The sequence below is a fragment of the Paraburkholderia sp. BGA-UO-ETr-F12 genome, assembly GCF_059567945.1.
Genome location: NZ_JCAQOZ010000058.1, coordinates 1 through 25,196, shown reverse-complemented (window position 1 = coordinate 25,196; position 25,196 = coordinate 1). Strand labels below are relative to the sequence as shown.

Sequence of the window (25,196 nt, the reverse complement as noted above, 5' to 3'; positions counted from 1 at the left end):
GTCAAGCTCCGCCGAATTTCCTGACCGACCAATATGACCCAAGCCGCTTTCCTCACCGCTTGCCGCGATGCCATCGGCACCGCCCACGTGCTGACCGACCCGCATGACACCGCCCCTTACCTCACCGACTGGCGCCGCCGCTACACCGGCACCGCCTGCGCGGTGCTCTGTCCGGCCGCGCCTGACGAGGTTGCAGCGCTCGTCAAACTCGCCGTCGAGCATCGCGTCGCGCTGGTGCCGCAAGGCGGAAACACCGGTCTGGCCGGCGGCGCCACGCCGGATGCAAGCGGCGCGCAGGCCGTGATCAGTCTGCGGCGTCTGAACCGGGTGCGCGACATCGATCCGCACAACAACACGATCACAGTCGAAGCCGGCGTCATCCTTGCCGAAGTGCAAAAGCACGCTGAAGAAGCCGGCCGCCTGTTTCCCCTGAGCCTCGCCGCCGAAGGCAGTTGCACGATCGGCGGCAATCTCGCCACCAACGCGGGCGGCACCGGCGTACTGCGCTACGGCAACACGCGCGAGCTGTGCCTCGGCCTCGAAGTGGTCACGCCGCAAGGCGAACTCTGGGACGGCCTGCGCGGTTTGCGCAAGGACAACACCGGCTACGATCTGCGCGATCTGTTCATCGGCGCGGAAGGCACGCTCGGCATCATCACCGCCGCCGTGCTCAAGCTGCATCCGCAGCCGGCCGCGCGTGTCACGGCGCTTGCCGCGCTCGCGTCGCCGCACGCGGCGCTCGACTTCCTCACGCTCACGCAACGCGTCGCCGGGCCGCTGCTGACCGGCTTCGAACTGATGTCGGATTTCTGTCTGCGGCTAGTGGGGCGGCACTTCGAACAGATGCGCTATCCGTTCGCCGAAACGCACGCGCAGGTCGTGCTGCTGGAACTGTCGGACAGCGAAAGCGAGGCGCACGCGCGCGGCCTGTTCGAGCGTCTGATGGAAACCGCGCTCGAACAAGGTCTGGTCGAAGACGCGGTGGTCGCTGAGAACCTCACGCAATCGCGGGCATTCTGGAATCTGCGCGAACACATCCCGCTCGCGCAGGCTGAGGAAGGTCTGAACATCAAGCACGATATTGCGGTGCCGATCTCGCGCATCGGCCACTTCATCGAGGAAACCGATGCAGCGATCGCGCAGGCCGTGCCGGGCGTGCGAATGGTCACGTTCGGCCATCTCGGCGACGGTAATCTGCACTACAACGTGCAGGCGCCCGAAGGTGTCGATGCGAAAGCGTTTCTCAAGGCCTGGCAAAGTCCGATCAACCAGATCGTCTACGACAGCGTGCACCGGCATCGTGGCAGCATCAGCGCGGAACACGGGCTCGGCCAGTTGAAGATCGACGAGGCAATGCATTACAAACAGGACGTCGAAGTGCAAATGATGCGCGCGCTCAAGCACGCACTCGACCCGCTGAACCTGATGAACCCGGGCAAGGTGCTACGCTAGAGTTTGCAGCCGTCGCCGTTGGTGCGAGGCCCATTGCAGGAGTCGTCGTCGTGAAGATTCGAGTGCTGTCCGATCTGCATCTGGAATACGATGAGCCCGAGCTGATCCCGCATGCGCAGGCGGATCTGATCGTGCTGGCCGGCGACATCCATAATCATGCAGCGGGCCCGCGCTGGGCCGCGCAAACCTTCGACGGCGCCGTGCCGGTCGTCTACGTGCCCGGCAATCATGAGTATTACGACGGCGAATTCGGCGCGCTCGAAGCCGCCCTCTACGATGCAGCCGCGCAAGTCGACAACGTGCATGTACTGAACAATGCCGCGCTGGTCGACCCGCAAGGCCGTTGGCGCGTGCTCGGCACCACCTTGTGGACCGACTTCGCGTTATACGGCGCGGATCCTGACACGCTCGCTGGCTGCATCGACGCATCGCGCCGGGTGATGCTCGACTTCCGCGGCCTGATCCAGATGAACTGGCCGCACGACACCGAGGATTCGGCGCGCGACTTCACGCCTGACGATTCCCTCGCGCTGCACCGGAAAGCGCGCGCCTGGCTCGAAAGCGAACTGGCGCAACCATTCGAGGGCAAGACGATCGTCGTCACGCATCACGCACCGCACCGCTTGAGTCTGGCCGAGCGCTACGCGGAAGATCGCGTTTCGGCCGGGTTCGTCAATCATTTGCCGGAGCTGGTGCGCGCGCCTGTCGCCCTGTGGATTCACGGGCATACGCATACGCCGTTCGATTACACCGTGAACGGCACGCGCGTGGTGTGCAATCCACGCGGCTACCTGGACCGGCGCACCGGTCAGTTGGAAAATCCGCAATTCACGTGGGACAAGGTCGTCGAGATATAGCGGCGGCTTGGGGCCGATCTGGGTAGCGCGGCTGAGCGCCACGCACTACGCTGGGGTTATTGTCGGGTGCGGGTCGGGTTTGGACCGGCGATCTCCGGAGGTGTCGCTCATGTGTGGTCGAATCAGCCAGTACCGCGATCCGCATCTGTACACACAGCAGCTTGGTCTCGCCGACCCGCTGATGCTGTTCGACGCCGCCGATCGCCGCCCCGGCTACAACCTCGCGCCGGGCACTCATCCGCTCGCGATTTACCCAGACCAAACGCTGCGTGCGATCCACTGGGGTTATTGCCCGGACTGGGCGCGCGCGCAACATCTGCCGGCGACGATCAACGCGCGCGCCGAAACCGCGCCGCACACGCGCTACTTCAAAGATTTGTGGAAAACCGGACGGGTTTTGGTGCCGGCGGATGGCTGGTTCGAGTGGCGCATGGAAACGGCGCCACGAGCATCAAGCGGGGATCACACGGGGCAAGCCGACGCAACGGTCCGCCAGCCCTATTTTGTGCATCTGAAAAGCGATGCACCGATGTACCTCGCGGCCCTGTCGAGCGTACGCGGCACAGAACCGCAAACGGAAGGCATGGGATTGGTGATCGTGACGGCCACCGCCGACGCGGGTCTCGTCGACGTACACGGTCAACGCCCGCTTGCGTTCGCGCCCGAAGCGGCGCGCCGCTGGCTAGACCCGGCTCTGCCTGTCGACGAACTCGGACAACTCGTACAAGGTGCCTGTCTACCCGACGCGCGATTTCGCTGGCATCGGGTGAGCCTCGAGGTGGACCGCACGCTCAACGACGAGCCGGGTCTGATCGAAGCGCTGGTTTGAACCTACGAAATGAACCACAGAACGCGGATCGAAACAGACTGACAAGCCTCAACGATCGCGCCGTTGCCCTTGCGAATCGGGACGTTCGACCTTAACCGGCACCAGTTGCGGCTGCTGGTCGCGCAGGCGGCGCAGCAGATCGCGCGATGCGGCGATTCCAATCAGTCCCAGCATGACGGCCACGCCGATCATCAGATGCGTATCCATGAATTCCTCGTCCTAATTGTTGCGGTTGTTGCAGTTTGCCGAACAGCGGCGAATTGAACACGTCCGGCAGAATGCGGCAGCGCGTGAAACCACACGTTAGCAAATCGACCGCGGCGCAGAAGTAAGAAAATGTTGCGGCGCGGCGCTTATGTAACAGGCTATCACGGCCCTTTGCGCGGCCTCGTCAATCAAGGTCAACCGCCCGCGCGGCGCGGCTTCAGCCTCGCGCGAACTGGCGCAACTCTTCCTGATCGACGGCCAGCGTGGCCGGCAATTCGTCGCGCAGAAATTCGACCCAGGTGCGAATTTTCGCGTCCAGATACTGCCGCGACGGATACAGCGCGTACAGGTTCATTTCCTGCGACGTGTATTCCGGCAACAGCCACACGAGTTCGCCGCTGCGCAAGCCGCTGATCGCCGAATAGATCGGAATCAGTCCGATGCCCATTCCGTTACACACCGCGACTGCCATCGCTTCGGCGACATTCACCTGGAAGGTGGCCGGGCCCAGAACGATCGTTTCCTCGCCGTTCGGGCCGTCGAAAGTCCATCTGTCGGCGGGAAACACCGGCGTGACCATTTGCAGGCAAGTGTGCTGCGCGAGGTCCGCGGGCGTTTGAGGCACGCCATGCCGCTGCAGATAAGCCGGCGACGCGCAGGCGATACTGAACGCGCTGCCGAGGCGCTGCGACACCAGCCCCGAATCCGGCAAGCCGGTTGCGAGTGTGAGCGACACGTCGAAACCTTCGTCCAGCAGATCGGGCATACGCTGCGCGAGCGTCAGTTCGATATGCACGTCCGGATAGCGCTCCTGATAGCGGCCCACCGCCGGCACCACATAATGCTGGCCGAAGCTCGTCATCGCATGCACCTTAAGCTTGCCGGACGGACGCGCGTGGGCGTCGCTGGCCTCCGCTTCCGCCTGATCCACGTACGCGAGAATCTGCTCGCAGCGCTGCAGATAGCGCTCACCCGCCTCGGTCAACGCGATGCGGCGCGTCGTGCGGTTCAACAGGCGCGTGCGCAAATGCGCTTCCAGATCGGAAACCGCGCGCGAAGCGTACGCCGTGGTCGTGTTCAGGTGCTGCGCGGCACCCGTGAAGCTGCCCGCTTCCACGACACGGACAAATACGCGCATGTTTTGAAGCGTATCCATACTTTTCCTTGTCGATCCGGAGTTGGCGCTTTAGCTGTCGGCCATGCAAAGCGCTTACCCCGGTCCCCTACAACATAGTCGCAACATAATTGCGAATGATCGGCAGCGATTGTTACATGATTCGCAAAGGCGATTGTCTCATATTCCGTAAAAATGCCTTGCATCTTTACCGGTTATTCCTCAATCAATCAAAAAATATAATGGCGCACATGCTTCTATAGCCAATTTTGGAGGAAATCGTGCAGTCTCCGGTACAGAAAGGGATCGCCGCAGCCGCGGTTCTTACGATCCTATTAACAATCGCCGGCTGTGCAAGTACCGGAGGCATCGCGCCGCACGATCGCGGAATCGAGCCTTCATCGCTCGATGCGGGCAACGCCATCCGGGCGGCCAATGCGGACGCTCAATGGCCCGCCGCCGACTGGTGGCGCGCCTATAACGATCCGCAACTCAACGCATGGGTCGAAGCCGCGCAGGCGGGCAATCCGAGCCTCGCTGTCGCCCAGGCGCGCGTGCGCGAAGCAGTATCGATGGCAGGCGTCGCCCGTTCGGCGCTCTCGCCGCAAGTCAACGGCAGTCTGTCGATCCAGCGTCAGAAATGGGCCGACAACCTCTACTACGGCCCGGGTCCGCTCGCGGGCGAGCAGTCGTGGAACAACACTGGTACGCTGGGTCTGTCGTACAACCTCGACATCTGGGGCAAGGACAAGAACGCCGCCGAGCGCGCACTCGACGCCGCCCACGCGAGCGCAGCGGACTTCCGCGCCGCCCAGCTCGAACTCGAAGGCAACGTGGTGCGCACCTACATCGAGCTGTCGATGAACTACGCGCTGCTCGATATCGCCAGGTCCACGCTGCAGCAACAGCAGCAGATCGTCGACCTGGCGAACCGGCGTCTGAAAGGCGGCATCGGCACGCAGCTCGAAGTGAGCCAGGCGCAAACGCCGATGCCGGAATACGAACGCCAGATCGACGCGCTCGAGGAAAAGATCGCGCTCGGCCGCAATCAACTCGCCGCACTGGCCGGCAAGGGTCCGGGCGCCGGCGACACGATCCAGCGTCCGACGCTCGCGCTCGACAACGCCCCCGCCGCCCTGCCGAGCGCCCTGCCCGCGGATCTGATCGGCCATCGGCCGGACGTGGTCGCGGCGCGCTGGACGGTCGCGGCGCAAGCGCGCGGCATCGACGTCGCCAAGGCCAGTTTTTATCCGGACATCAACCTGCTGGCGTCGATCGGCGGTTATGCGGCCATGGGGCCGCTGTTCCAGTTCCTGAAAGACCCATCGCATAGCTGGAGCGCGGGTCCGGCATTGTCGCTGCCGATCTTCGACGGCGGCCGGCTGCGCTCGCAACTCGGGGCGGCGTCGGCGGGGTACGACGAGGCGGTCGACCGCTATAACCAGTCGATCGTCGGCGCGCTGAAGGATATCTCCGATCAGGTGATCCGGATCCGTTCGCTCGCCACCCAGGCCGAGGACGCCGACCGTTCGGTCGCGGCGGCTCGCAAGAATTACGATCTGTCGCGCGAAGGTTATCGGCGCGGTTTGACTGACTATCTGAATGTGCTGATCGCGCAGAGCCAGTTGCTGCGCGCGCAGGAAGGCGTCGCGAAGATTCAGGCCGAGCGGCTCGCGGCGCACGCGTCGCTGGTCACGGCTCTCGGCGGCGGACTCGACGAACCCGCCAACGGACCGCAAGCTAACGAGACGCTGCCGGCGCATGGCAAGGGCAAAGGCCAGCCGGCGGCTGTGGCGCCTGCGGCTGCATCGGGCGCATCGGCGCAAACGGCCTCGACTGAGCGTGCCGGGGCCAGCGCGCCGGCGCCAGCCCTGGCCGGCAGCACGCACGCACAGGGGCCGTCCGCCAACGCGCCCGCGGCTGAGTAAGGAAGCCGGCCATGTCAGCCTCCCCCTCTCCCGCCTCACGCCCGGCGTCGTTTGCCGCGCTGTACTCCGCTGCCGCCGACTGGGCGCGCACCGATGGCCTCACCTGGGTCTATCTGTTCAAAGCGCTCGCCGCCTGCTTTCTGGCGCTCGGCATCGCGATGAAACTCGACCTGCCGCAGCCGCGCACCGCCATGACCACCGTGTTCATCGTCATGCAGCCGCAAAGCGGGATGGTGTTCGCCAAGAGTTTCTACCGGATCTGCGGCACGCTCGTCGGCCTCGTCGTGATGCTCGCGTTGATCGGTCTGTTCGCGCAGCAGCCCGAACTGTTCATCGTCACAACCGCGATCTGGGTCGGCATCTGCACGGCCGGCGCAGCGCGCAACCGCAACTTCAGGTCGTATGGTTTCGTGCTGGCCGGCTACACCGCCGCGCTGATCGGCATTCCGGCCTCGCAGCATCCGGACGGCGCGTTTTTGAGCGCGCTCACGCGGGTGGCCGAAGTGGTGGTCGGCATTCTCTGCGCGGGCGCGGTTAGCGGCCTCGTGTTTCCGCAATTCACCGGCCTGCAGATGCGCGGCACGGTGCGCGCGCGTTTCTCGGCCTTCGTCGAGTACGTGTCGACCTCGTTGGCCGGCCGCAACGACCGCGCGCAGATCGAAGCGACCAACGCGCGCTTTGTCGCGGACATCGTCGGTTTCGAAGCGGCGCGCAGTGTCGCCGTGTTCGAAGGCCCCGATTCGCGGATGCGCGGCGGCCGTCTGGCGCGTCTGAACAGCGAATTCATGACCGCCTCGACGCGCTTTCACGCGCTGCATCAACTGATGAACCGGCTGCGCGATACGAACACGAACGGCGCGACCATCGCGGTCGAAGCGCTGGAGCCGTACTTCAAGGAAATCGCCCCGTTGCTGGCGAAATCCGGCGAACCGGTGTTGAGCGCCGCCGACGCGGCCCACGCCGCCGCGCAACTCGACGTGTACAAGGCCGCGCTGCCCAAGCGGGTACGCGAGACCCGCGCCGCGCTGGAAACGCAGCCGGACGCGCCGCTGCTCGACTTCGACACCGGTGCCGAACTGCTGTACCGCTTCATCGACGATCTGCACGCGTACGCGGCCACCTATGCCTCGCTTGCGGTCGACACGCACGAACGCGAGCGCTGGATCGAGCGTTACGAACCTAAGACCAACGCGATCGCCGCGAGCGTCGCCGGCTTGCGCGCCACCATCGTCATGATCGTGCTCGGCGCATTCTGGATCGCGACCGCGTGGCCGAGCGGCTCGACCTTGACGCTGGATGCCGCGGCGGTATGCGCGCTGGCGTCGTCGTCGCCGAATCCGAAGCGCACGGCGTTCCAGATGGCCGGCGGCACGCTGGTCGCCTCGGTAATGGGCATGATCGCGGTGTACGGCGTGTATCCGCATATCGACGGTTTCCCGCTGCTGTGCGCGGCGCTCACGCCATTCCTGCTGCTCGGCGTATTCATGACGACGCGCCCGGCGCTGGCCGGCTACGGCGTCGGCTATTGCATTTTCTTCTGCTTCCTGGCCGGCCCCGACAACCTGATTCACTACGACCCGAGCGGCACCATCAACGACGCGATCGCGCTGGTGCTGTCGATGCTGGTCTGCGCGCTTGCCTTCGCGGTGATGCTGCCGCCTTCGACGCCGTGGCTGCGCAACCGTCTGCTGGTGGACCTGCGCCGTCAGGTCACGCTGGCGAGCCGCGCGGGCATGCGGCGGGTGCGTTCGCGCTTCGAGAGCGGCGCACGCGATCTGATGTTCCAGATCAACGCGCTCGCGCAGAACGAACCCGAACTCAAGCGCGACACCTTGCGCTGGCTCTTTTCGGTACTCGAAGTGGGCAACGCGATGATCGATCTGCGCCGCGAAGTGGCGGCGCTGCCCGCCGACGCGCGCTATGCGAAGTCGATGCCGTGGCGGGTCAGCTTGCGCGCGATGCGCGATGCGCTGACTGCGCTGTTCGAACGGCCACGCGCGGACCGCTTCGACCGCGCGCTGTCCGCAACCGTCGACGCTATCGGCGCGGTTCAACTGATGATGGCGACCTTCACGCCGCCGCGTGAGGAGCGGCATCAGTTGCAACGCATTCTGAGTCAACTGCATTTCATTCGTACCGCGCTGCTCGATCCGCAATCGCCGCTTGAACCGCTGGTGAACGGACGTGCCGACGCGTCAGAAGGAGTTCGTCATGCCACGTGATATCGCCGTATTCGACGCCTACGTGCCGGCCATTGTGCTGCTGTTCGTCGCGGGCGCCGCGCTTACCTGGATGCTGGACCGCGTGATTGCCTATACGGGCCTGTATCGCGTGGTGTGGCATCCGTCCTTGTTCCGGGCCAGTTTGCTCGTGTGTGTGTGCGGCGTGCTGGGTCTTGCCGTTTATCGTTGATCAGAGTCGAAACATGACCATCCGAAATATTGTTGGCTTCGTCGCGACAGCCATTATTTTTATCGTCGCGATTTTGATTGGGCGCGTGTTGTGGGTTCATTACATGGATGAACCGTGGACTCGCGATGGGCGCGTGCGCGCTGAGATTGTCAATGTGGCGCCTGATGTGTCTGGCGCGGTTGTTGATTTGCCTGTTAAGGATAACCAACTGGTCAAGAAGGGGGATCTGTTGATGCAGATCGATCCTTCGCACTATCAGATTGCTGTTGAGCAGGCGCAGGCTGCCGTTGCCGCGCGTAAGGCCGAGTTGCAGATGAAGCGCGATGATGCGCAGCGGCGGGCGGATATGGATGCTTTGGTTGTGTCCAAAGAAAGCCGTGAGAATGCGACGCACACCGCTTCTGCTGCTGAGGCTTCCTATCAGCAGGCTTTGGCCGCGCTCGATGCCGCGAAGTTGAATCTCGAGCGGACTCGGGTGGTCTCGCCGGTTGATGGGTATGTCACTAATCTGAACGTCTTTCGCGGTGACTATGCCACGGCCGGGGCCGCCAAACTGGCGATCGTCGATAGTCACTCGTTCTGGGTTTATGGGTATTTTGAAGAGACCAAGCTGCCTCATGTTCGCATCGGCGATAAGGCTGAAGTTCGGCTTATGAGTGGGGGGACGCTGCAAGGGCATGTCGAGAGCATCTCTCGAGGGATTTATGATCGCGATAATCCTGAAAGCCGTGAGCTGCTTGCTGATGTGAATCCAACCTTCAACTGGGTTCGGTTGGCGCAGCGCGTGCCCGTGCGGGTGAGGATTGATTCTGTGCCCGATGGGGTTGTGCTGGCTGCTGGGATTACTTGTACTGTGGTTGTTAAGCCTAGCTGAGGTGCTCTTTTTTTTGCCTGGGAGGCGCCTGTTTTGTTTTGGCTGGGCTTGGGGGGTGTTGGCCTTTCCTTGTTTTCTTAGTGGTCTATTGGCGTTGCCCCTGTGCGGGGCGGCACCTACTTTTCTTTGCCGGCCGCAAAGAAAAGTAGGCAAAAGAAAGCGGCTTTACACCGCTAATTCTTAAGCGGGTCCCCCGCACAGCCGCGGTAGTGGTGCATCTGGAATCTGTGTTCTCGCACATTCCGCCTCAGTGACAAGGCAGTCATACTTCCGGCGGCGCTGCGCGCGCCGACGCGGTAGTTCGTTCGTGGGCTTTCGCACGCGGTGGTTTGGCGTTTTATAACCTGAACTTTCCAACCATCTGCTTCAGGCCGCGGGCCTGGTCGTCCAGTGATCGGGCAGCCGCGGTTGCCTGCTCCACCAGCGCTGCGTTCTGCTGCGTGCCGGAATCCATCTGCGTTACCGCCAGGTTGATCTCCTCAATCCCCGCGCTTTGCTCGGACGACGCCGCCGAAATCTCGCCCATGATGTCCGTCACGCGCTTCACCGCCTTCACCACTTCATCCATCGTCTGACCAGCGTCCGCCGCCAACGTCGAGCCATTACTCACCCGCTCCACCGACGTACTGATCAACCCCTTGATCTCCTTCGCGGCCGCCGCGCTGCGCTGCGCGAGATTGCGCACTTCGGCCGCGACTACCGAGAATCCCCGACCCTCTTCGCCAGCTCGGGCAGCTTCCACCGCCGCGTTCAACGCGAGAATATTGGTCTGGAATGCAATTCCCTCAATCACGCCAATGATGTCGCCAATGCTTCGCGCGCTGTCGTTGATCTCGTTCATCGTCGCCACCACACGGCTTACTACAGCACCGCCCTTCTCCGCTATCTCCGATGCGTTGTTGGCCAAGGTGCTCGCCTGCTTCGCGTTGTCGGCGTTCTGTCGCACCGTCGAGGTCAACTGCTCCATGCTGCTCGCCGTCCGCTCAAGCGCCATCGCCTGCTGCTCCGTACGCTGCGACAAGTCGAGATTGCCCATCGAGATTTCGCCCGACGCCGTCGCAATCGCGTCGGCACTCGACGCGATGTCGGAGACCGTCGTCGCAAGGCCGCTTTGCATGTCGTGCAGCGCGTACAGCATGCTCGACTTGTCCTTGCGGCCCAGCACGATCTGATTCGATAAGTCGCCCGCAGCAATCCGGCTCGCAATTTCCTTGGCGTAGGCAGGCTCGCCGCCAAGCTGGCCGGCAAGGCGGCGCACCACCCACTCGCTAATGCTGAACGCCAAGGCGATCAGTCCAACCGTCATCACGGCGATCATCACGAACGACGAATGGAAAATAAAGCCCGATGCCTCGATCGTCGCCTTGGCAGCCGTGCCGCGCTCTGCAACGAGTTCGTCGACGAGTTTTTCAAGCTTGCCAGTCTCGACCAGCAACGATACGTCCTGCGTGCCGACCTGCCAGTTCATCTGCGAAAGATCGAGCGGTTGCGCCTTCACGAGCTTCACGAAATCGCGCAAGTGGCCGCTCCACACTGCAACGGCCGCGGCAAATTTCTTCTGCTGGTCGACCGCCTTCGCATCGGACGTGTCGACGTACTGTTGCAGCGTACCGAGTTCCGTGCCGAGACCGTTCAGGCCCTTGTCGATGTCGGCGCCGAGGTCGTCGCGCTCCTTGGCCGTGGTCGCGGTGAGCAGCATCTTCTGTGCACGGCTCGCACGCAGCATGTGGCCGCGCGCCTCTTCGGCAGCGCGGCTCGCCACGTGTCCCTGGTCGTAGATCGATTGCGCGGAAGCGTTCAGGCGGCTGATCTGGGTCAGCGAAAATATGCCGATGACGAGGGTGCCGATCAGGAGCACGGCAAAGGCAAGCCGCAACGTCGCCTTCACCGACAAACCCTTGAGCCGCACGGCGCGCGAACGGCCCTCCTGCCCATGTGACGGCTTGCCCGCCGCTTCCCCTTCCGGTACGAACCCCGCGCCCGTCTGGCCACCCAGCGAAACTGCTTTCATATTCCTCGTCCCCGCGTATCGACTGCCGGAAAGGTCGGTTCCGGCATTAATGCTTATCTCTCCGGGTCTACGGCATAAACGTCCGCGATCTTTAACGCCGCTCGTGTCAGCCAATCGTCATGCCCGGTCCTCGACGCGCCGCTTTGTAAGCTTCGCGCCCGCGACCGCTTTATACATGGCCAAAAATCGCAAAACCGCATTTATCAGAGGGCTTGCCAATCATCCGTGGCAATGGCAACACACCGGCCGAAAGCACCGCTGCGGTGCACCAGAGGGCCAATTTCGAGGCAGCCGCAGGCACCGCGCCGCTCGGACGTGTCCGATTCGCGACAAAACTTGTCCTTACATTTAGCCGAAGCCACATTAAACTTCGACAAATAGCTGACAAACCCGGACATCGCGTCGAAATGCCGCAGCGCTCGCTTTCCGTCTAACCGGCAAGCGACCCGGAGGAATGCCGACGCGTCAGTAGCCGAACGCCGGCAGCCAGAAATCACGACCTTTCACCCTTTTTTCTCTCTCATCTAGCGTATGGAAACGAGCCTCGAAAAAAGCGCCCTCGCCGGCGCATCAGCCTCTCCCGCCAGTGCAGCCGCCCCTGCCGCCAAAGTCCAGCGCACGGTCTACTCGGTGCTGGGCGCGATCAGCTTTTCGCATCTGCTCAACGACATGATCCAGTCGTTGATTCTGGCGATCTACCCGATGCTGAAAGACAACTTCTCGCTGTCGTTCGGGCAGATCGGGCTGATTACGCTGACCTATCAGATCACTGCTTCTTTGCTGCAACCGCTGGTCGGCAGCTATACCGACAAGCATCCAAAGCCGTATTCGCTGCCTGTCGGCATGGGCTTCACGCTCGCCGGCCTGCTGCTGATGTCGGTCGCGCCGAGTTTCGGCGTGCTGCTGGTGGCCGCGGCGCTAGTCGGTTGCGGCTCGTCGGTGTTTCATCCGGAATCGTCGCGCGTGGCACGTCTGGCGTCGGGCGGCAAACACGGCCTCGCGCAGTCGCTGTTCCAGGTGGGCGGCAATGCGGGTTCGTCGCTCGGGCCGTTGCTCGCCGCGTTGATCGTGATCCCGCATGGCCAGCGCAGCATCGCGTGGTTTTCGGTGGCCGCGCTGGTCGCGATCGTCGTGCTCGCGCAGATCGGCCGCTGGTACAAGCAACATCCCGCTGTGAAAAAGACGCGTAGCCAGGCCGGTCACGCGACCCTGTCGCGCAATCAGGTCATGTTCGCGATGGCCGTGCTGATGCTGCTGGTGTTCTCGAAGTACTTCTACCTCGCCAGCATCAACAGCTATTTCACGTTCTATCTGATCGACAAGTTCCATCTGCCGGTGCAGGCCGCGCAGGTCCATCTGTTCGTGTTCCTCGCCGCAGTCGCGGCAGGCACGGTGATCGGCGGTCCGATCGGCGACCGGATCGGCCGCAAGTACGTGATCTGGGTGTCGATTCTCGGCGTTGCGCCGTTCACGCTGCTGCTGCCCTACGCCAACCTGTTCTGGACCGGCGTGCTGACGGTGATCATCGGTATCGTGCTGGCCTCGGCGTTCTCGGCGATCCTCGTCTATGCGCAGGAGTTGATCCCCGGCAAGGTGGGGATGGTTGCCGGCCTCTTCTTCGGTTTCGCGTTCGGCATGGGCGGGGTCGGCGCCGCCGTGCTCGGGCAGTTGGCCGACGCGACCAGCATCACCTATGTGTACAAGGTCTGCTCGTTCCTGCCGCTGATCGGCGTGCTGACGGTGTTCCTGCCGGATGTCGAAGGCAAGCGCGCGAAAGCATGATGGCTTTGACTGTCCGCAAGTGAATGAAAAAAAAGGCGCCGCGGCGCCTTTTTTATTGTCCCCGCTCATGGTGAACCCGCGTTGTCCGCACCGCCGCGCCTGCACTATCCTTGTGCGGATAGTCGTACCGCTCTCTCGCCACGCCCCGGCGTCGTACGACTCGCCAACCGTTCACTCACGCAGCAGAAGGATCGCCGCCGATGACCACCTACCGCGACTTCCACCGTCGTTCGATTGAGCAACCCGAAGCGTTCTGGCGTGAGCAGGCGCAGCGGATTCATTGGCAAACCCCGTTCGATACCGTGCTCGATCGCTCGAATCCGCCGTTCGCGCGCTGGTTCGTCGGCGGCCGCACGAACCTGTGCCATAACGCGGTGGACCGGCATCTGGCGGAACGGGCGCAGCAAAACGCGCTGGTGTATGTGTCGACGGAAACCGGTATCGAGCGGCGTTATACCTACGCCGAGCTGCATGCCGAAATCAACCGCATGGCCGCGGTGATGCGCTCATTGGGTGTGAAGCGCGGCGACGTCGTGCTGCTTTACCTGCCGATGATCCCCGAAGCGCTGTTCGCGATGCTCGCATGCGCGCGGCTCGGTGCGATTCACTCGGTGGTGTTCGGCGGCTTCGCGGCCCCCAATCTGGCGGCCCGCATCGATGACGCGAAACCTGTGCTGATCGTCACGGCCGACGCCGGTGCGCGCGGCGGCAAGGTGATCGACTACACGCCTCTGATGGACGAGGCGCTCGCGCGCGCCGCCCACAAGACTCCGCATGTCTTGCTGATCGATCGCCAGCTCGCGCCGGAGCGCCTGAACGCGAGCTACCTCGTCGCCTACGAGCCGCTGCGCGAACAGTTCTTCGATGCGCACGTGCCGTGCGAATGGCTCGAATCGAACGAGCCGTCGTATGTGCTCTACACCTCCGGCACCACGGGCAAGCCGAAGGGCGTGCAGCGCGACGTCGGCGGCTATGCGGTGGCGCTGGCGGCATCGATGGAACACATCTTTCAGGGCAAGCCCGGCGACACGATGTTCACCGCCTCGGACGTGGGCTGGGTGGTCGGCCACAGCTACATCGTCTATGCGCCGCTGATCGCGGGGCTCACCACTGTGATGTACGAAGGCACGCCCATTCGCCCGGATGGCGGCATCTGGTGGCGCCTCGTCGAACAGCACAAAATCAACCTGATGTTCACCGCGCCGACCGCGTTGCGCGTGCTGAAAAAGCAGGACCCGGCACTGCTGAAAAAATCCGATCTGTCGAGCCTGCGCACCCTGTTCCTCGCCGGCGAACCGCTCGACGAACCGACCGCCAGCTGGATCGCCGGTGCGCTCGGCAAGCCCGTGATCGACAACTACTGGCAAACCGAAACCGGCTGGCCGATGCTGGCGATTCCGCGCGGCATCGAGGCCTTGCCCACCAAATTCGGCTCGCCGGGCGTACCGTCGGCGGGTTTCAATCTGACCTTGCGCAACGAACTGACGGGCGAGCCCTGCCCGCCTGGCGAAAAAGGCGTGCTCGCGCTGGGCTACCCGCTGCCGCCTGGCTGCATGTCCACGGTATGGGGCGACGACAAGCGATTTATCAGCACGTACTGGTCGAGCGTGCCGAACCAGCAGGTCTACTCGACCTTTGACTGGGGTATTCAGGACGAAGACGGCTACGTCACGATCCTCGGCCGCACGGACGACGTGATCAACGTTGCCGGCCATCGGCTCGGCACGCGCGAGATCGAAGAAGCGTTGTCGAGCCACGCGGCGGTCGCGGAAGTGGCCGTGGTCGGCGTGAACGATGCGCTCAAAGGTCAGGCGGCGATGGCCTTCGTCGTGCTGCGCGATCCGCAGGCTTACCCGGACGACAAGGCGCGGGCCAAGCTGGAAACCGAACTCACCGCGACCGTCGACCGCCATCTCGGCGCGATTGCGCGGCCGGCGCGCGTAGTGGTGGTGTCGATGCTGCCGAAGACGCGCTCCGGCAAGTTGCTACGCCGTGCGATTGCGGCGCTGGCGGAAGGCCGCGAGCCGGGCGATCTGCCGACGATCGAGGACCCGTTCGCTTTGCAGCAGGTGCGCGAGGCGCTGGGAGACTCAACGAAGCACTAGGCCTTTCGTGCCATAAACGGGCGACGCACTCGTGTGCCGCCCGTTCGATTTATTGCTAGCGGGCCGACGGATCATCACGATGAACCTGCGGCGGCGAGCAAATCACGCCACCTGGCGCGCTTCCAGAAACCGCTTCAGAATCGCGTTCGAATACGTCCCGGCGATCTCGGTGAGAAACGACACGAACGATTGCGGCGCGTGATCGTCGGCGGTGTCCGAGATAGTGCGCACGACCGCGCACGGTACGCCGTATTCGTAGCAGACCTGCGCGATTGCCGCGCCCTCCATCTCGACCGCGAGCGCATCCGGCAGCGCATCGCGCAACGCCTTGACGCCCGCCGCACTCGCGACGAACTGATCGCCGCTGATAATCAAGCCGCGATGCACGCGCGGTTCGCGTGTGCCGAAACGCGCCGCCGACGCGGCACCTTCTTCGGCGACAAAGCGCTCGCATGCCGCGGCCAGTTGATCGGCAAGCGCCGCGTCGGCTGAGAAACGCGACACGCCGAGCAGCGGCACTTCAAAGCGCGGAAACAACGGCGACGCGTCGAGATCGTGCTGCATCAGCATGTTAGCGACGACGATATCACCAACCCGCACTTCAGTCTCGACGCCGCCGGCGACACCCGTAAACACCACCGCTTCGACATCGAACACGTGGATCAACGCGCTGACGGTAGCCGACGCCGCGACCTTGCCGACGCGCGCCAATGTCACGACGCAAGCCGTGCCGTGCACGGTGCCGAGGTGGTAGTCACGCTGGCCGTGCGTGATGGTGCGTACGCCGGATTCGGCGCGCATCGCTTCGATCAGATCACCGAGTTCCTGCGGCAACGCCGCCAGAATGCCCAGCGGACGATGCGAGACCGGTGCGCCACCGCGGCGTGAATCGATGCTACCTGTGCTCATTCGACCGCCTGCAATTTAGCGACCGCGAGCGCCAGCCACTTCTCGCCGTGCCGCTTGAATTTGACCTGGGCCTTGGCATCGGTGCCGCCGCCTTCCAGCGCGGTGATCGTGCCTTCGCCGAACTTGGTGTGGAATACCTGCTGGCCGACGCGAAAACCCGTTTCAGCCGCACGCTGTTCGTTCGCAAAGGCCGGCAAAGGCGCCGGCGTCGACGACGATGCACCCGTGTAACCCGGCCGCGCGAACCAGTCGCGGCCGTAACCGGCGTTGTCCGAACGGCCGCCCCAGCGCGCGCCCGCCTCGACCTTCGGCGTGAGCCACTTGAGGTTTTCCTGCGGCAGTTCGTCGAAGAAGCGCGAACGGATGTTGTAGCGCGTCTGGCCGTGCAGCATCCGGCTCTGCGCAAACGACAGATACAAACGCTCCTTGGCCCGCGTGATCGCCACGTACATCAGACGGCGTTCTTCTTCCAGCCCGTCCGACTCCATCGCGCTGTTTTCATGCGGGAACAGACCTTCTTCGAGCCCGGTAATGAAGACCGCCGTGAACTCGAGGCCCTTGGCCGCGTGCACTGTCATCAGTTGCACGGCTTCCTGACCGGCTTGCGCCTGGTTGTCGCCCGCTTCCAGCGATGCGTGCGACAGGAAACCGGCGAGCGGCGTCATCGTGTCCGGATTTTGTGCTGGATCGTCGATGCCGGGTGCGTCCAGCACGACGGTATTCGGATCGTCGGTGGCGACAGCCAACTCGGGCGCAGCCGTGGCGCCCGGACGCAGCGGAATCGAGCGCGCCGGCGTATCCATGCCGTAGCCTTCTTCGCTGACGAAAGCAGCAGCCGCGTTGACCAGTTCCTGCAAGTTCTCCAGCCGGTCCTGGCCCTCGCGTTCGTTCTGATAGAACTCCGTGAGACCGCTCGTGCGAACCACGTATTCGACCGTTTCCGGCAGGCTCATCTGCTGCGTTTCCGCGCGCATCTTGCCGATCAGGTTCGCGAAACTCGCGAGGCTCGACCCTGCTTTGCCCGCGACATACGGAATCGCCGCCGCCATCGAGCAGTTGTACAGACGCGCCGCGTCGGCAAGCTGCTCGATCGAGCGCGCGCCGATGCCGCGCGTGGGGAAATTGACGACGCGGGCAAACGCGGTGTCGTCGTTCGGATTGTCGATCAGGCGCAGATAGGCGAGCGCGTGCTTGACTTCCTGGCGCTCGAAAAAGCGCAGACCGCCGTACACCCGGTACGCGATGCCCGCATTGACCAGCGTGTGTTCGATCGTACGCGACTGCGCGTTGCTGCGATACAGGATGGCGATTTCGCTGCGCGACGTGCCGGTGCTGATCAGCGCCTTGATTTCCTCGACGATCCAGCCGGCTTCCTGCGTATCGGTGGCCGACTCGTAGACGCGCACCGGTTCGCCATGACCCGCGTCGGTACGCAGATTCTTGCCCAGGCGCCGGGAGTTATTGGCGATCAGGTGATTGGCCGCGTCGAGAATATGGCCGTGCGAGCGGTAGTTCTGCTCCAGCTTGATCATGTGCCGGACATTGAACTCGTGTTCGAAGTCGCGCATGTTGCCGACGTTCGCGCCGCGGAAGGCGTAGATCGACTGGTCGTCGTCGCCCACCGCGAAGATCGAGTTGGTTTGCCCGGCCAGCAGCTTCAGCCATGCATATTGGAGCTTGTTGGTGTCCTGGAACTCGTCGACGAGGATGTGCCTGAAGCGTGCCTGATAGTGGGCGCGCAACGGCGGATTGTGTGCGAGCAGTTCGAAGCAGCGCAGCAGCAGTTCCGGGAAGTCGACCACGCCTTCACGCTGGCATTGCTGGTCGTAGGCTTCGTAGAGTTCGACGAATTTGCGGTTGAAGTTGTCGGTAGCGTCGACGTCTTTCGGCCGCAGGCCTTGCTCTTTGGAATTGTTGATGAAGTACTGGAGATTTTTCGCCGGGTACTTTTCGTCGTCGATGTTCAGGCCCTTCATCAGACGCTTGATCGCGGAGAGCTGGTCTGCGGTATCGAGGATCTGGAAGGTGGCCGGCAGGCCGGCGTCGCGATGATGCGCGCGGAGCATGCGGTTGCACAGGCCGTGGAAGGTGCCGATCCACATGCCGCGCGTGTCGATCGGCAAGAGTGCCGAAAGACGCGACATCATTTCGCGGGCGGCTTTGTTGGTGAAGGTCACCGCGAGGATGGTGGCGGGCGACGCCAGACCGTGCTGGATCAGCCACGCGATCCGCGTGATGAGGACGCGGGTTTTGCCGCTGCCCGCGCCGGCAAGGATGAGCGCTGGCTCGTTGGGGAGCGTGACGGCGGCGTGTTGTTCGGGGTTTAGATTGGCTAGCAGATCGGGCATGTTTTGGGAGAACGGCGAGGGCAATCGGCATTATATGCCCGGGAGGGGATCAGGTTTTTTTGCCTGTTCGGCGGGGTTGTTGTTGGGCTGGATTTTTTGGCGGTGCCTTGCTGGGTTTGTGGTCTGTTTTGTTTTTTGGTCCTTTGGCCTTTCCTTGAATTGTTAGTGGTCTATTAGCGTTGCCCCTGTGCGGGGCGGCACCTACTTTTCTTTGCCGGCCGCAAAGAAAAGTAGGCAAAAGAAAGCGGCTCACACCGCTAATTCTTAAGCGGGTCCCCCGCACAGTGGCGGTAGTGGCGCATCTGGAATCTGTCGCCTCGCACACTCCGCCTCAGTGACAAGGCCGTCATACCTCCGGCGGCGCTGCGCGCGCCGATACCCAGTTCATATCGCTCCCGCTACGGCTTCCACCCTTGATTCGTCCGCTGCGGTTTCGCGCCTCGATTCACCCGCTGCGGTTTCGTGCTTCAATTTACCTAGATCCTGACTCGTCGGCAGCATCGCTGTCACCAGGCCGGGGCTTCACTCTCCCGTGAGCCCCGGTTCCCTGCTCGCCGCTGCCTCGCTGTTGCGAGTGCAACCGCTGCACCGATCGTGATCGCACCGCGAAAGCGAAAGCAACGCACCGACATTTCCGAAGTGGGGGGCCAATCAGAGCGGGGGCGTCTCGCCGAGGCGAAGCCGACGGCCCCCGCTGCGCGAAGCGAAGCCGCTGGTTTCCCTGGCAGACCCGTCCGCGACGCGCGCAGTGCGGAGTGGGAGCTGATGAGCGCCTTGTCGCTGACGCGGAGTGCGCGGGAACACAGATTCCAGATGCACCACTACCGTGGCTGCGCGGGGGACCCGCTTAAAAATTAGCGGTTTAAGCCGCTTTCTTTTGCCTACTTTTCTTTGCGGCAGGCAAAGAAAAGTAGGTGCCGCCCCGCACAGGGGCAACGCTAATAGACCACTAACAAAGCAAGGAAAGGCCAAGAGACCAAAGGACCAAAAACAAAACACACCACGAACCCAGCAGGAAAACGCCAAAGCACGAAAGAACCACAAAGAGCCAGACCACGAAAACCGCCGAACAGGCCCCAAACCATCCCCCAAAAGCCCGCCGCGCCCAGCGCCCCTTATAATCGAGCATTCTTTGCATCCACCAGCAGACCGAAAAATGAGCGAGACCCCGAGCGACCCGACCTCTACGCTTGCCAAAAGCTTCGAGCCCCACACTATCGAAGCCCACTGGGGCCCCGAATGGGAAAAGCGCGCCTACGCGGCGCCCACCTTCGACGAGAACAAAAAAGATTTCTCGATCCAGTTGCCGCCGCCGAACGTCACCGGCACCCTCCATATGGGCCATGCGTTCAACCAGACGATCATGGACGGCCTCACCCGCTATCACCGTATGCTCGGCGAAAACACCCTGTGGGTGCCGGGCACCGACCACGCAGGCATCGCCACGCAAATCGTCGTCGAACGTCAACTGGACGCCCAGGGCATCTCGCGCCACGATCTCGGCCGCGAAAAATTCACCGAACGCGTCTGGGAATGGAAGCAGCAATCCGGCTCGACCATCACGAACCAGGTCCGCCGCCTCGGCGCATCGATCGACTGGTCGCGCGAATACTTCACGATGGACGACAAAATGTCGGCCGCCGTGCGCGATGTGTTCGTACGCCTGTATGAACAAGGCCTGATCTACCGCGGCAAACGCCTCGTGAACTGGGATCCGGTGCTGCTCACCGCCGTCTCCGACCTCGAAGTGGTCAGCGAAGAGGAAAATGGCCACCTCTGGCACATCCAGTATCCGCTCACGGACGGCTCGGGCCATCTGACGGTCGCCACCACGCGCCCGGAAACCATGCTCGGCGACACCGCCGTGATGGTCCATCCGGAAGACGAACGCTACGCGCACCTGATCGGCAAAACGGTCACGCTGCCGCTGTCCGGCCGTGAAGTCCCGATCATCGCCGACGACTATGTCGATCGCGAGTTCGGCACCGGCGTGGTCAAGGTCACGCCCGCGCACGATTTCAACGACTATCAGGTCGGCTTGCGCCACAAGCTGCCGATGATCGAAATCCTCACGCTCAACGCGAAGATCAACGACAACGCGCCGGAAAAATACCGGGGTCTGGACCGTTTCGAGGCCCGCAAGCAGGTGGTGGCAGACCTCGAAGCGCTCGGCGCGCTCGAATCGGTCAAACCGCACAAGCTGATGGTGCCGCGCGGCGACCGCACGGGCGTCGTGATCGAGCCGATGCTGACGGATCAATGGTTCGTCGCCATGAGCAAGCCGGCGCCGGAAGGCACCTTCAATCCGGGCAAGTCGATCGCCGAAACCGCGTTGGACGTGGTTCGCAACGGCGAAATCAAGTTCGTGCCGGAAAACTGGAGCACGACCTATTACCAGTGGCTCGAAAACATTCAGGACTGGTGTATCTCGCGCCAGCTCTGGTGGGGCCACCAGATTCCGGCCTGGTACGGTGAGAACGGCGAAATCTTCGTCGCTCAAACCGAAGAAGGCGCACGCGATAAGGCGGCCGCTGCCGGTTACACGGGCCCGCTCAAACGCGACGACGACGTGCTCGACACGTGGTTCTCGTCCGCGCTCGTGCCGTTCTCGTCGCTCGGCTGGCCCGCGCAGACGCCGGAACTGAAGCACTTCATGCCCTCGTCGGTGCTGGTTACCGGCTTCGACATCATCTTCTTCTGGGTCGCGCGCATGGTCATGATGACCACGCACTTCACCGGCAAGGTGCCGTTCGACACGGTCTACGTGCACGGTCTGGTGCGCGATGCCGAAGGCCAGAAGATGTCGAAGAGCAAGGGCAACACGCTCGATCCGATCGATATCGTCGACGGCATCGACCTCGACGCGCTGGTCGCCAAGCGCATCACCGGCCTGATGAATCCGAAGCAGGCTGCGTCGATCGAAAAGAAAACCCGCAAGGAATTCCCGGACGGCATTCCGGCTTTCGGCACGGACGCGCTGCGCTTCACGATGGCGTCGATGGCCACGCTCGGCCGCAATGTCAACTTCGACCTGGCGCGCTGCGAGGGCTATCGCAACTTCTGCAACAAGCTGTGGAACGCCACCCGTTTCGTGCTGATGAACTGCGAAGGCCACGATTGCGGTTTCGGCAAGCCGGAACAATGCGGCGAATGCGGCCCGGACGGCCACCTGAATTTCTCGGCGGCCGACCGCTGGATCGTGTCGCGCCTGCAACGCGTGGAAGCGGAAATCGCCAAGGGCTTCTCCGACTATCGTTTCGACAATGTGGCCAACGCCCTATACAAGTTCGTATGGGACGAATACTGTGACTGGTATCTCGAACTCGCCAAGGTTCAGATCCAGACGGGTCAGCCGAACCAGCAGCGCGCAACCCGCCGCACGCTGCTGCGCGTGCTCGAGACGGTATTGCGCCTCGCGCATCCGGTGATTCCGTTCATTACCGAAGCGTTGTGGCAAAAAGTAGCGCCGTTGGCCGGCCGTTATCCGCAGGGCAAGGCAGAGGGAGAAGCGTCCATCATGGTGCAGCCCTACCCCATTGCCGAACCGTCGAAGCTCGACGAAGATGCGGAGCAATGGGCGGCCGACCTGAAAGCAGTAATCGATGCGTGCCGGAATCTGCGCGGCGAAATGAATCTGTCGCCGGCGGTCAAGGTGCCGTTGCTCGCGACTGGCAATGCGGAGCGCCTGCGCACCTTTGCGCCGTACGCTCAGGCATTGGCCCGTTTGTCGGAGGTACAGATCATTGCCGACGAGGCAAGCCTGGATGCGCAGGCGGATGGCGCGCCAATTGCTATCGTAGGAAATGACAAGCTGGTGCTGAAGGTGGAAATCGACGTCGCCGTGGAACGCGAGCGTCTGTCGAAGGAAATCGCGCGGCTTGGCGCGGAAGTCGTCAAATGCAATGCAAAATTGCAAAATGAAAGCTTTGTTGCAAAGGCGCCACCGGCGGTCGTTGAGCAGGAGCAGAAAAGGCTGGCAGAATTCGAAACCACTATCGGCAAGCTGAAAGCCCAGTTGGCTCGTTTGCCGGCCTGATCGACGCTCCGTGCCCCGCGCCATTGCAGGCGGGCGCGGATCAAGTGCTAAACCAGAGGATTCAGGGTAATCACATGCTAAAAGTTACAAAGGCAGTATTTCCGGTAGCAGGTCTTGGCACCCGGTTCCTCCCTGCCACGAAGGCAAGCCCGAAGGAGATGCTGCCGATCGTCGACAAGCCGCTGATTCAATACGCGGTGGAAGAGGCAATGGCGGCCGGCATCACTGAAATGATCTTCGTCACGGGCCGCAGCAAGCGCGCGATCGAGGACCATTTCGATAAGTCATACGAAATCGAGGCGGAACTCGAAGCGCGCGGCAAGGCCAAGCTGCTGGAATTGGTGCGCAGCATTAAGCCGAGCCATGTGGACTGCTTCTACGTGCGTCAGCCGGAAGCGCTCGGCCTTGGCCATGCGGTGATGTGCGCCGAAAAGCTGGTGGGCGATAACCCGTTCGCCGTCATTCTGGCGGACGACTTGCTGTACGGCACGCCGCCTGTGATGACGCAGATGATCGAAGTGTTCGATCACTATCACAGCTCGGTGATCGGCGTCGAAGAGATCCCCGCGGCGGAGACGAAGTCGTACGGTATCGTCGACGGCAAGGAGTGGGAAGACTCGATCATCAAGATGTCGGGTATTGTCGAAAAACCGGAGCCGAGCGTGGCGCCATCGAATCTCGGCGTGGTGGGCCGCTATGTGCTGAAGCCGCGGATTTTTGAGCATCTGCGCGCGCTGAAGCCGGGCGCTGGGGGCGAATTGCAACTGACGGACGCGATTCAATCCCTGCTCGCCGATGAACAGGTGCTGGCGTACAAGTACCACGGCACCCGTTTCGATTGCGGCAGCAAGCTGGGTTATCTGAAGGCGACGGTCGAGTTCGCTCTGCGTCACCCGGAAGTGGCAGCCGATTTCGAAGAGTATTTGCGTACCCGTTCGCCGGTGCTGGAAGGCTGAGGAATCGGGTAGCTGCGCGCAGCTTCTTGCGCTGGTAGCCCCTCGCGATGGGCGTCGGTCAGACGTAAAAAAGGCGCTGTGTTCCACATTCGTGGGCGCAGCGCCTTTTTTTCTTTGTTCTTTAGCGGCGCTTCATCAGAAAGGTAAAGACCTTGTCATGCGCCGAGCTTTCGACGATTTCGTTGCCGGTTTGCTTCGCGAACGCGGCGAAATCGCGCTGCGAGCCCGGATCGGTCGCCAATACCTTGAGGATCTGACCGCTTTCCATGTCGGCGAGCGCCTTTTTGGCGCGCAAAATGGGCAGCGGGCACATCAGTCCGCGTGCATCGACTTCCTTATGAACCTGAATTTGCATCGACGATAACCTTCGGGGGAGACGCTGAAGAGTTCGATTTTACAGTAGGTGGCGGGGGGACGCCTGAAGGCGGTGTGGGTTTGGTCTTTTTTGTTGGTCCGGTTTTGGGGTGTTGTTTTGATGTGTTCGTGGTCTGTTTGGCGTTGGTCTTTTGGCCTTTCCTTGATTTGTTAGTGGTCTATTAGCGTTGCCCCTGTGCGGGGCGGCACCTACTTTTCTTTGCCTGCCGCAAAGAAAAGTAGGCAAAAGAAAGCGGCTCAAACCGCTAATTCTTAAGCGGGTCCCCCGCACAGTAGCGGTAGTGGTGCATCTGGAATCCGTGTTCCCGCGCACTCCGCGCCGTTGACAAAGGATTCATCAGCTCCCACTCCGCACTGCGTGCGTCGCGGCCGGGTCTGCCTGGGAAACCAGCGGCTTCGCTTCGCGCAGCGGGAGCCGTCGGCTCCGCCTCGGCGGGATGCCCCCGCTCTGATTGGCCACCCCCCCACTTCGGAAATGTCGGTGCTTTCGCGATGCGATCGCGATCGCCGCCGCGGTTGCGCTCGCAACAGCGAGGCGACAGCGAGCAGGGAACCGGGGCTCACGGGAGAGTGAGGCCGTGGCCTGGTGACAGCGATGCGCCGACGAGTCAGGATGGACAAATCGAGGCGCGAAACCGCAGCGGGCGAATCGAGAGGGAAACCGTAGCGGGTGGTGGTATGAACTGGGTATCGGCGCGCGCAGCGCCGCCGGAGGTATGACTGCCTTGTCACTAAAGCGGAATGTGCGAGGTGACAGATTCCAGATGCGCCACTACCGCCACTGTGCGGGGGACCCGCTTAAGAATTAGCGGTTTGAGCCGCTTTCTTTTGCCTACTTTTCTTTGCGGCCGGCAAAGAAAAGTAGGTGCCGCCCCGCACAGGAACCTGTCCGCATTTTTGTGTGCGAGGCGGTTAGCGGAGTTACCCGCGTGCGTTGGTAAAACGCTCTCCAAACAGAATCGCGAACTGGTTCATGGCTGAGGACCAGTCGAATGCCGCCC

Annotated in this window: 17 protein-coding genes; 11 read left to right on the top strand and 6 right to left on the bottom strand. The window is 62.6% G+C overall.

The features are described from left to right. Positions 1-33 precede the first annotated feature (33 nt). The 3 genes from AC57B6_RS28050 to AC57B6_RS28040 all read left to right on the top strand — a co-directional run bounded on the left by AC57B6_RS28050 (position 34) and on the right by AC57B6_RS28040 (position 3,138). Positions 34-1,452, top strand: coding sequence for an FAD-binding oxidoreductase (locus AC57B6_RS28050; RefSeq protein WP_028200177.1), 1,419 nt, complete (start codon positions 34-36; stop codon positions 1,450-1,452). A gap of 50 nt (positions 1,453-1,502) precedes the next feature. Further along, positions 1,503-2,309 (top strand): metallophosphoesterase, encoded by an 807-nt coding sequence (locus AC57B6_RS28045; protein WP_144194272.1) that lies wholly within the window; start codon positions 1,503-1,505, stop codon positions 2,307-2,309. 109 nt (positions 2,310-2,418) lie between these two features. Next, the gene (locus tag AC57B6_RS28040) at positions 2,419-3,138 is read left to right on the top strand and encodes an SOS response-associated peptidase (RefSeq protein WP_496422544.1); all 720 of its coding nucleotides are present in this window, start codon (positions 2,419-2,421) and stop codon (positions 3,136-3,138) included. Between the two features lie 48 nt (positions 3,139-3,186). On the opposite strand, the gene AC57B6_RS28035 is transcribed toward AC57B6_RS28040, so the two are convergent. Together AC57B6_RS28035 and AC57B6_RS28030 are read right to left on the bottom strand one after the other, a co-directional pair. Beyond that, positions 3,187-3,345, bottom strand: a complete 159-nt coding sequence (locus AC57B6_RS28035) for a hypothetical protein (protein WP_167346788.1) — start codon at positions 3,343-3,345, stop codon at positions 3,187-3,189. 217 nt (positions 3,346-3,562) lie between these two features. After that, on the bottom strand, positions 3,563-4,501 hold the full coding sequence (locus AC57B6_RS28030; protein WP_028200174.1) for a LysR family transcriptional regulator: 939 nt from the start codon (positions 4,499-4,501) through the stop codon (positions 3,563-3,565). Positions 4,502-4,740: 239 nt separating this feature from the next. Between AC57B6_RS28030 and AC57B6_RS28025 the strand changes: the two genes are divergently transcribed. The 4 genes from AC57B6_RS28025 to AC57B6_RS28010 are packed head-to-tail and all read left to right on the top strand — an operon-like array spanning position 4,741 to position 9,673. Continuing rightward, a complete protein-coding gene (locus AC57B6_RS28025) occupies positions 4,741-6,387 on the top strand; it encodes an efflux transporter outer membrane subunit (RefSeq protein ID WP_496422543.1) in 1,647 nt (548 codons plus the stop codon). 11 nt (positions 6,388-6,398) lie between these two features. Further along, complete coding sequence (locus AC57B6_RS28020; protein ID WP_496422542.1) at positions 6,399-8,609, top strand: FUSC family protein; 2,211 nt, start codon at positions 6,399-6,401, stop codon at positions 8,607-8,609. Continuing rightward, positions 8,599-8,799 carry a DUF1656 domain-containing protein gene (locus AC57B6_RS28015; protein ID WP_028200171.1) on the top strand — a complete coding sequence of 67 codons (201 nt, stop codon included), beginning with the start codon at positions 8,599-8,601 and terminating at the stop codon, positions 8,797-8,799. The genes AC57B6_RS28020 and AC57B6_RS28015 overlap by 11 nt, the downstream gene beginning before the upstream one ends. Before the next feature lie 13 nt (positions 8,800-8,812). Next, positions 8,813-9,673, top strand: a complete 861-nt coding sequence (locus AC57B6_RS28010; RefSeq protein ID WP_028200170.1) for an efflux RND transporter periplasmic adaptor subunit — start codon at positions 8,813-8,815, stop codon at positions 9,671-9,673. Between the two features lie 337 nt (positions 9,674-10,010). Here the strand turns inward: AC57B6_RS28010 and AC57B6_RS28005 are convergent, their stop codons facing one another. After that, complete coding sequence (locus tag AC57B6_RS28005; RefSeq protein ID WP_496422541.1) at positions 10,011-11,684, bottom strand: methyl-accepting chemotaxis protein; 1,674 nt, start codon at positions 11,682-11,684, stop codon at positions 10,011-10,013. 531 nt (positions 11,685-12,215) lie between these two features. On the opposite strand from AC57B6_RS28005, the gene AC57B6_RS28000 reads away from it, so the two are divergent. Both AC57B6_RS28000 and AC57B6_RS27995 read left to right on the top strand, forming a co-directional pair. After that, positions 12,216-13,466: an MFS transporter gene (locus AC57B6_RS28000; protein ID WP_030101402.1), complete on the top strand. Its 1,251-nt coding sequence runs from the start codon at positions 12,216-12,218 to the stop codon at positions 13,464-13,466. A 200-nt stretch (positions 13,467-13,666) separates the two neighbouring features. Next, on the top strand, positions 13,667-15,571 hold the full coding sequence (locus AC57B6_RS27995; protein ID WP_496422540.1) for a propionate--CoA ligase: 1,905 nt from the start codon (positions 13,667-13,669) through the stop codon (positions 15,569-15,571). A 102-nt stretch (positions 15,572-15,673) separates the two neighbouring features. On the opposite strand, the gene AC57B6_RS27990 is transcribed toward AC57B6_RS27995, so the two are convergent. Together AC57B6_RS27990 and AC57B6_RS27985 are read right to left on the bottom strand one after the other, a co-directional pair. Continuing rightward, entirely contained in the window at positions 15,674-16,480 is an 807-nt protein-coding gene (locus AC57B6_RS27990; protein WP_496422539.1) for a 5'-methylthioadenosine/adenosylhomocysteine nucleosidase, read from the bottom strand. Beyond that, complete coding sequence (locus AC57B6_RS27985) at positions 16,477-18,828, bottom strand: UvrD-helicase domain-containing protein (RefSeq protein ID WP_028200165.1); 2,352 nt, start codon at positions 18,826-18,828, stop codon at positions 16,477-16,479. Before AC57B6_RS27985 ends, AC57B6_RS27990 begins: the two co-directional genes overlap by 4 nt. A gap of 1,156 nt (positions 18,829-19,984) precedes the next feature. Here AC57B6_RS27985 and AC57B6_RS27980 point away from each other — a divergent pair. Further along, a complete protein-coding gene (locus tag AC57B6_RS27980) occupies positions 19,985-22,864 on the top strand; it encodes a valine--tRNA ligase (protein ID WP_496422538.1) in 2,880 nt (959 codons plus the stop codon). A 74-nt stretch (positions 22,865-22,938) separates the two neighbouring features. Next, positions 22,939-23,820: a UTP--glucose-1-phosphate uridylyltransferase GalU gene (galU, locus tag AC57B6_RS27975; RefSeq protein WP_028199110.1), complete on the top strand. Its 882-nt coding sequence runs from the start codon at positions 22,939-22,941 to the stop codon at positions 23,818-23,820. 121 nt (positions 23,821-23,941) lie between these two features. Here galU and AC57B6_RS27970 read toward each other — a convergent pair whose 3' ends face one another. Beyond that, the gene (locus AC57B6_RS27970; RefSeq protein ID WP_025600552.1) at positions 23,942-24,169 is read right to left on the bottom strand and encodes a sulfurtransferase TusA family protein; all 228 of its coding nucleotides are present in this window, start codon (positions 24,167-24,169) and stop codon (positions 23,942-23,944) included. Positions 24,170-25,196: the final 1,027 nt, after the last annotated feature.

Bases quoted from the DNA above. Each gene is read 5' to 3' on its own strand.
- AC57B6_RS28040 (WP_496422544.1), top strand. From the start codon at position 2,419: ATGTGTGGTCGAATCAGCCAGTACCGCGATCCGCATCTGTACACACAG.
- AC57B6_RS28020 (WP_496422542.1), top strand. From the start codon at position 6,399: ATGTCAGCCTCCCCCTCTCCCGCCTCACGCCCGGCGTCGTTTGCCGCG.
- AC57B6_RS28010 (WP_028200170.1), top strand. From the start codon at position 8,813: ATGACCATCCGAAATATTGTTGGCTTCGTCGCGACAGCCATTATTTTT.
- AC57B6_RS27980 (WP_496422538.1), top strand. From the start codon at position 19,985: ATGAGCGAGACCCCGAGCGACCCGACCTCTACGCTTGCCAAAAGCTTC.
- AC57B6_RS28000 (WP_030101402.1), top strand. From the start codon at position 12,216: ATGGAAACGAGCCTCGAAAAAAGCGCCCTCGCCGGCGCATCAGCCTCT.
- AC57B6_RS27985 (WP_028200165.1), bottom strand. From the start codon at position 18,828: ATGCCCGATCTGCTAGCCAATCTAAACCCCGAACAACACGCCGCCGTC.
- AC57B6_RS28035 (WP_167346788.1), bottom strand. From the start codon at position 3,345: ATGGATACGCATCTGATGATCGGCGTGGCCGTCATGCTGGGACTGATT.
- galU (WP_028199110.1), top strand. From the start codon at position 22,939: ATGCTAAAAGTTACAAAGGCAGTATTTCCGGTAGCAGGTCTTGGCACC.
- AC57B6_RS28050 (WP_028200177.1), top strand. From the start codon at position 34: ATGACCCAAGCCGCTTTCCTCACCGCTTGCCGCGATGCCATCGGCACC.
- AC57B6_RS27990 (WP_496422539.1), bottom strand. From the start codon at position 16,480: ATGAGCACAGGTAGCATCGATTCACGCCGCGGTGGCGCACCGGTCTCG.
- AC57B6_RS27995 (WP_496422540.1), top strand. From the start codon at position 13,667: ATGACCACCTACCGCGACTTCCACCGTCGTTCGATTGAGCAACCCGAA.
- AC57B6_RS28005 (WP_496422541.1), bottom strand. From the start codon at position 11,684: ATGAAAGCAGTTTCGCTGGGTGGCCAGACGGGCGCGGGGTTCGTACCG.
- AC57B6_RS28015 (WP_028200171.1), top strand. From the start codon at position 8,599: ATGCCACGTGATATCGCCGTATTCGACGCCTACGTGCCGGCCATTGTG.
- AC57B6_RS28030 (WP_028200174.1), bottom strand. From the start codon at position 4,501: ATGGATACGCTTCAAAACATGCGCGTATTTGTCCGTGTCGTGGAAGCG.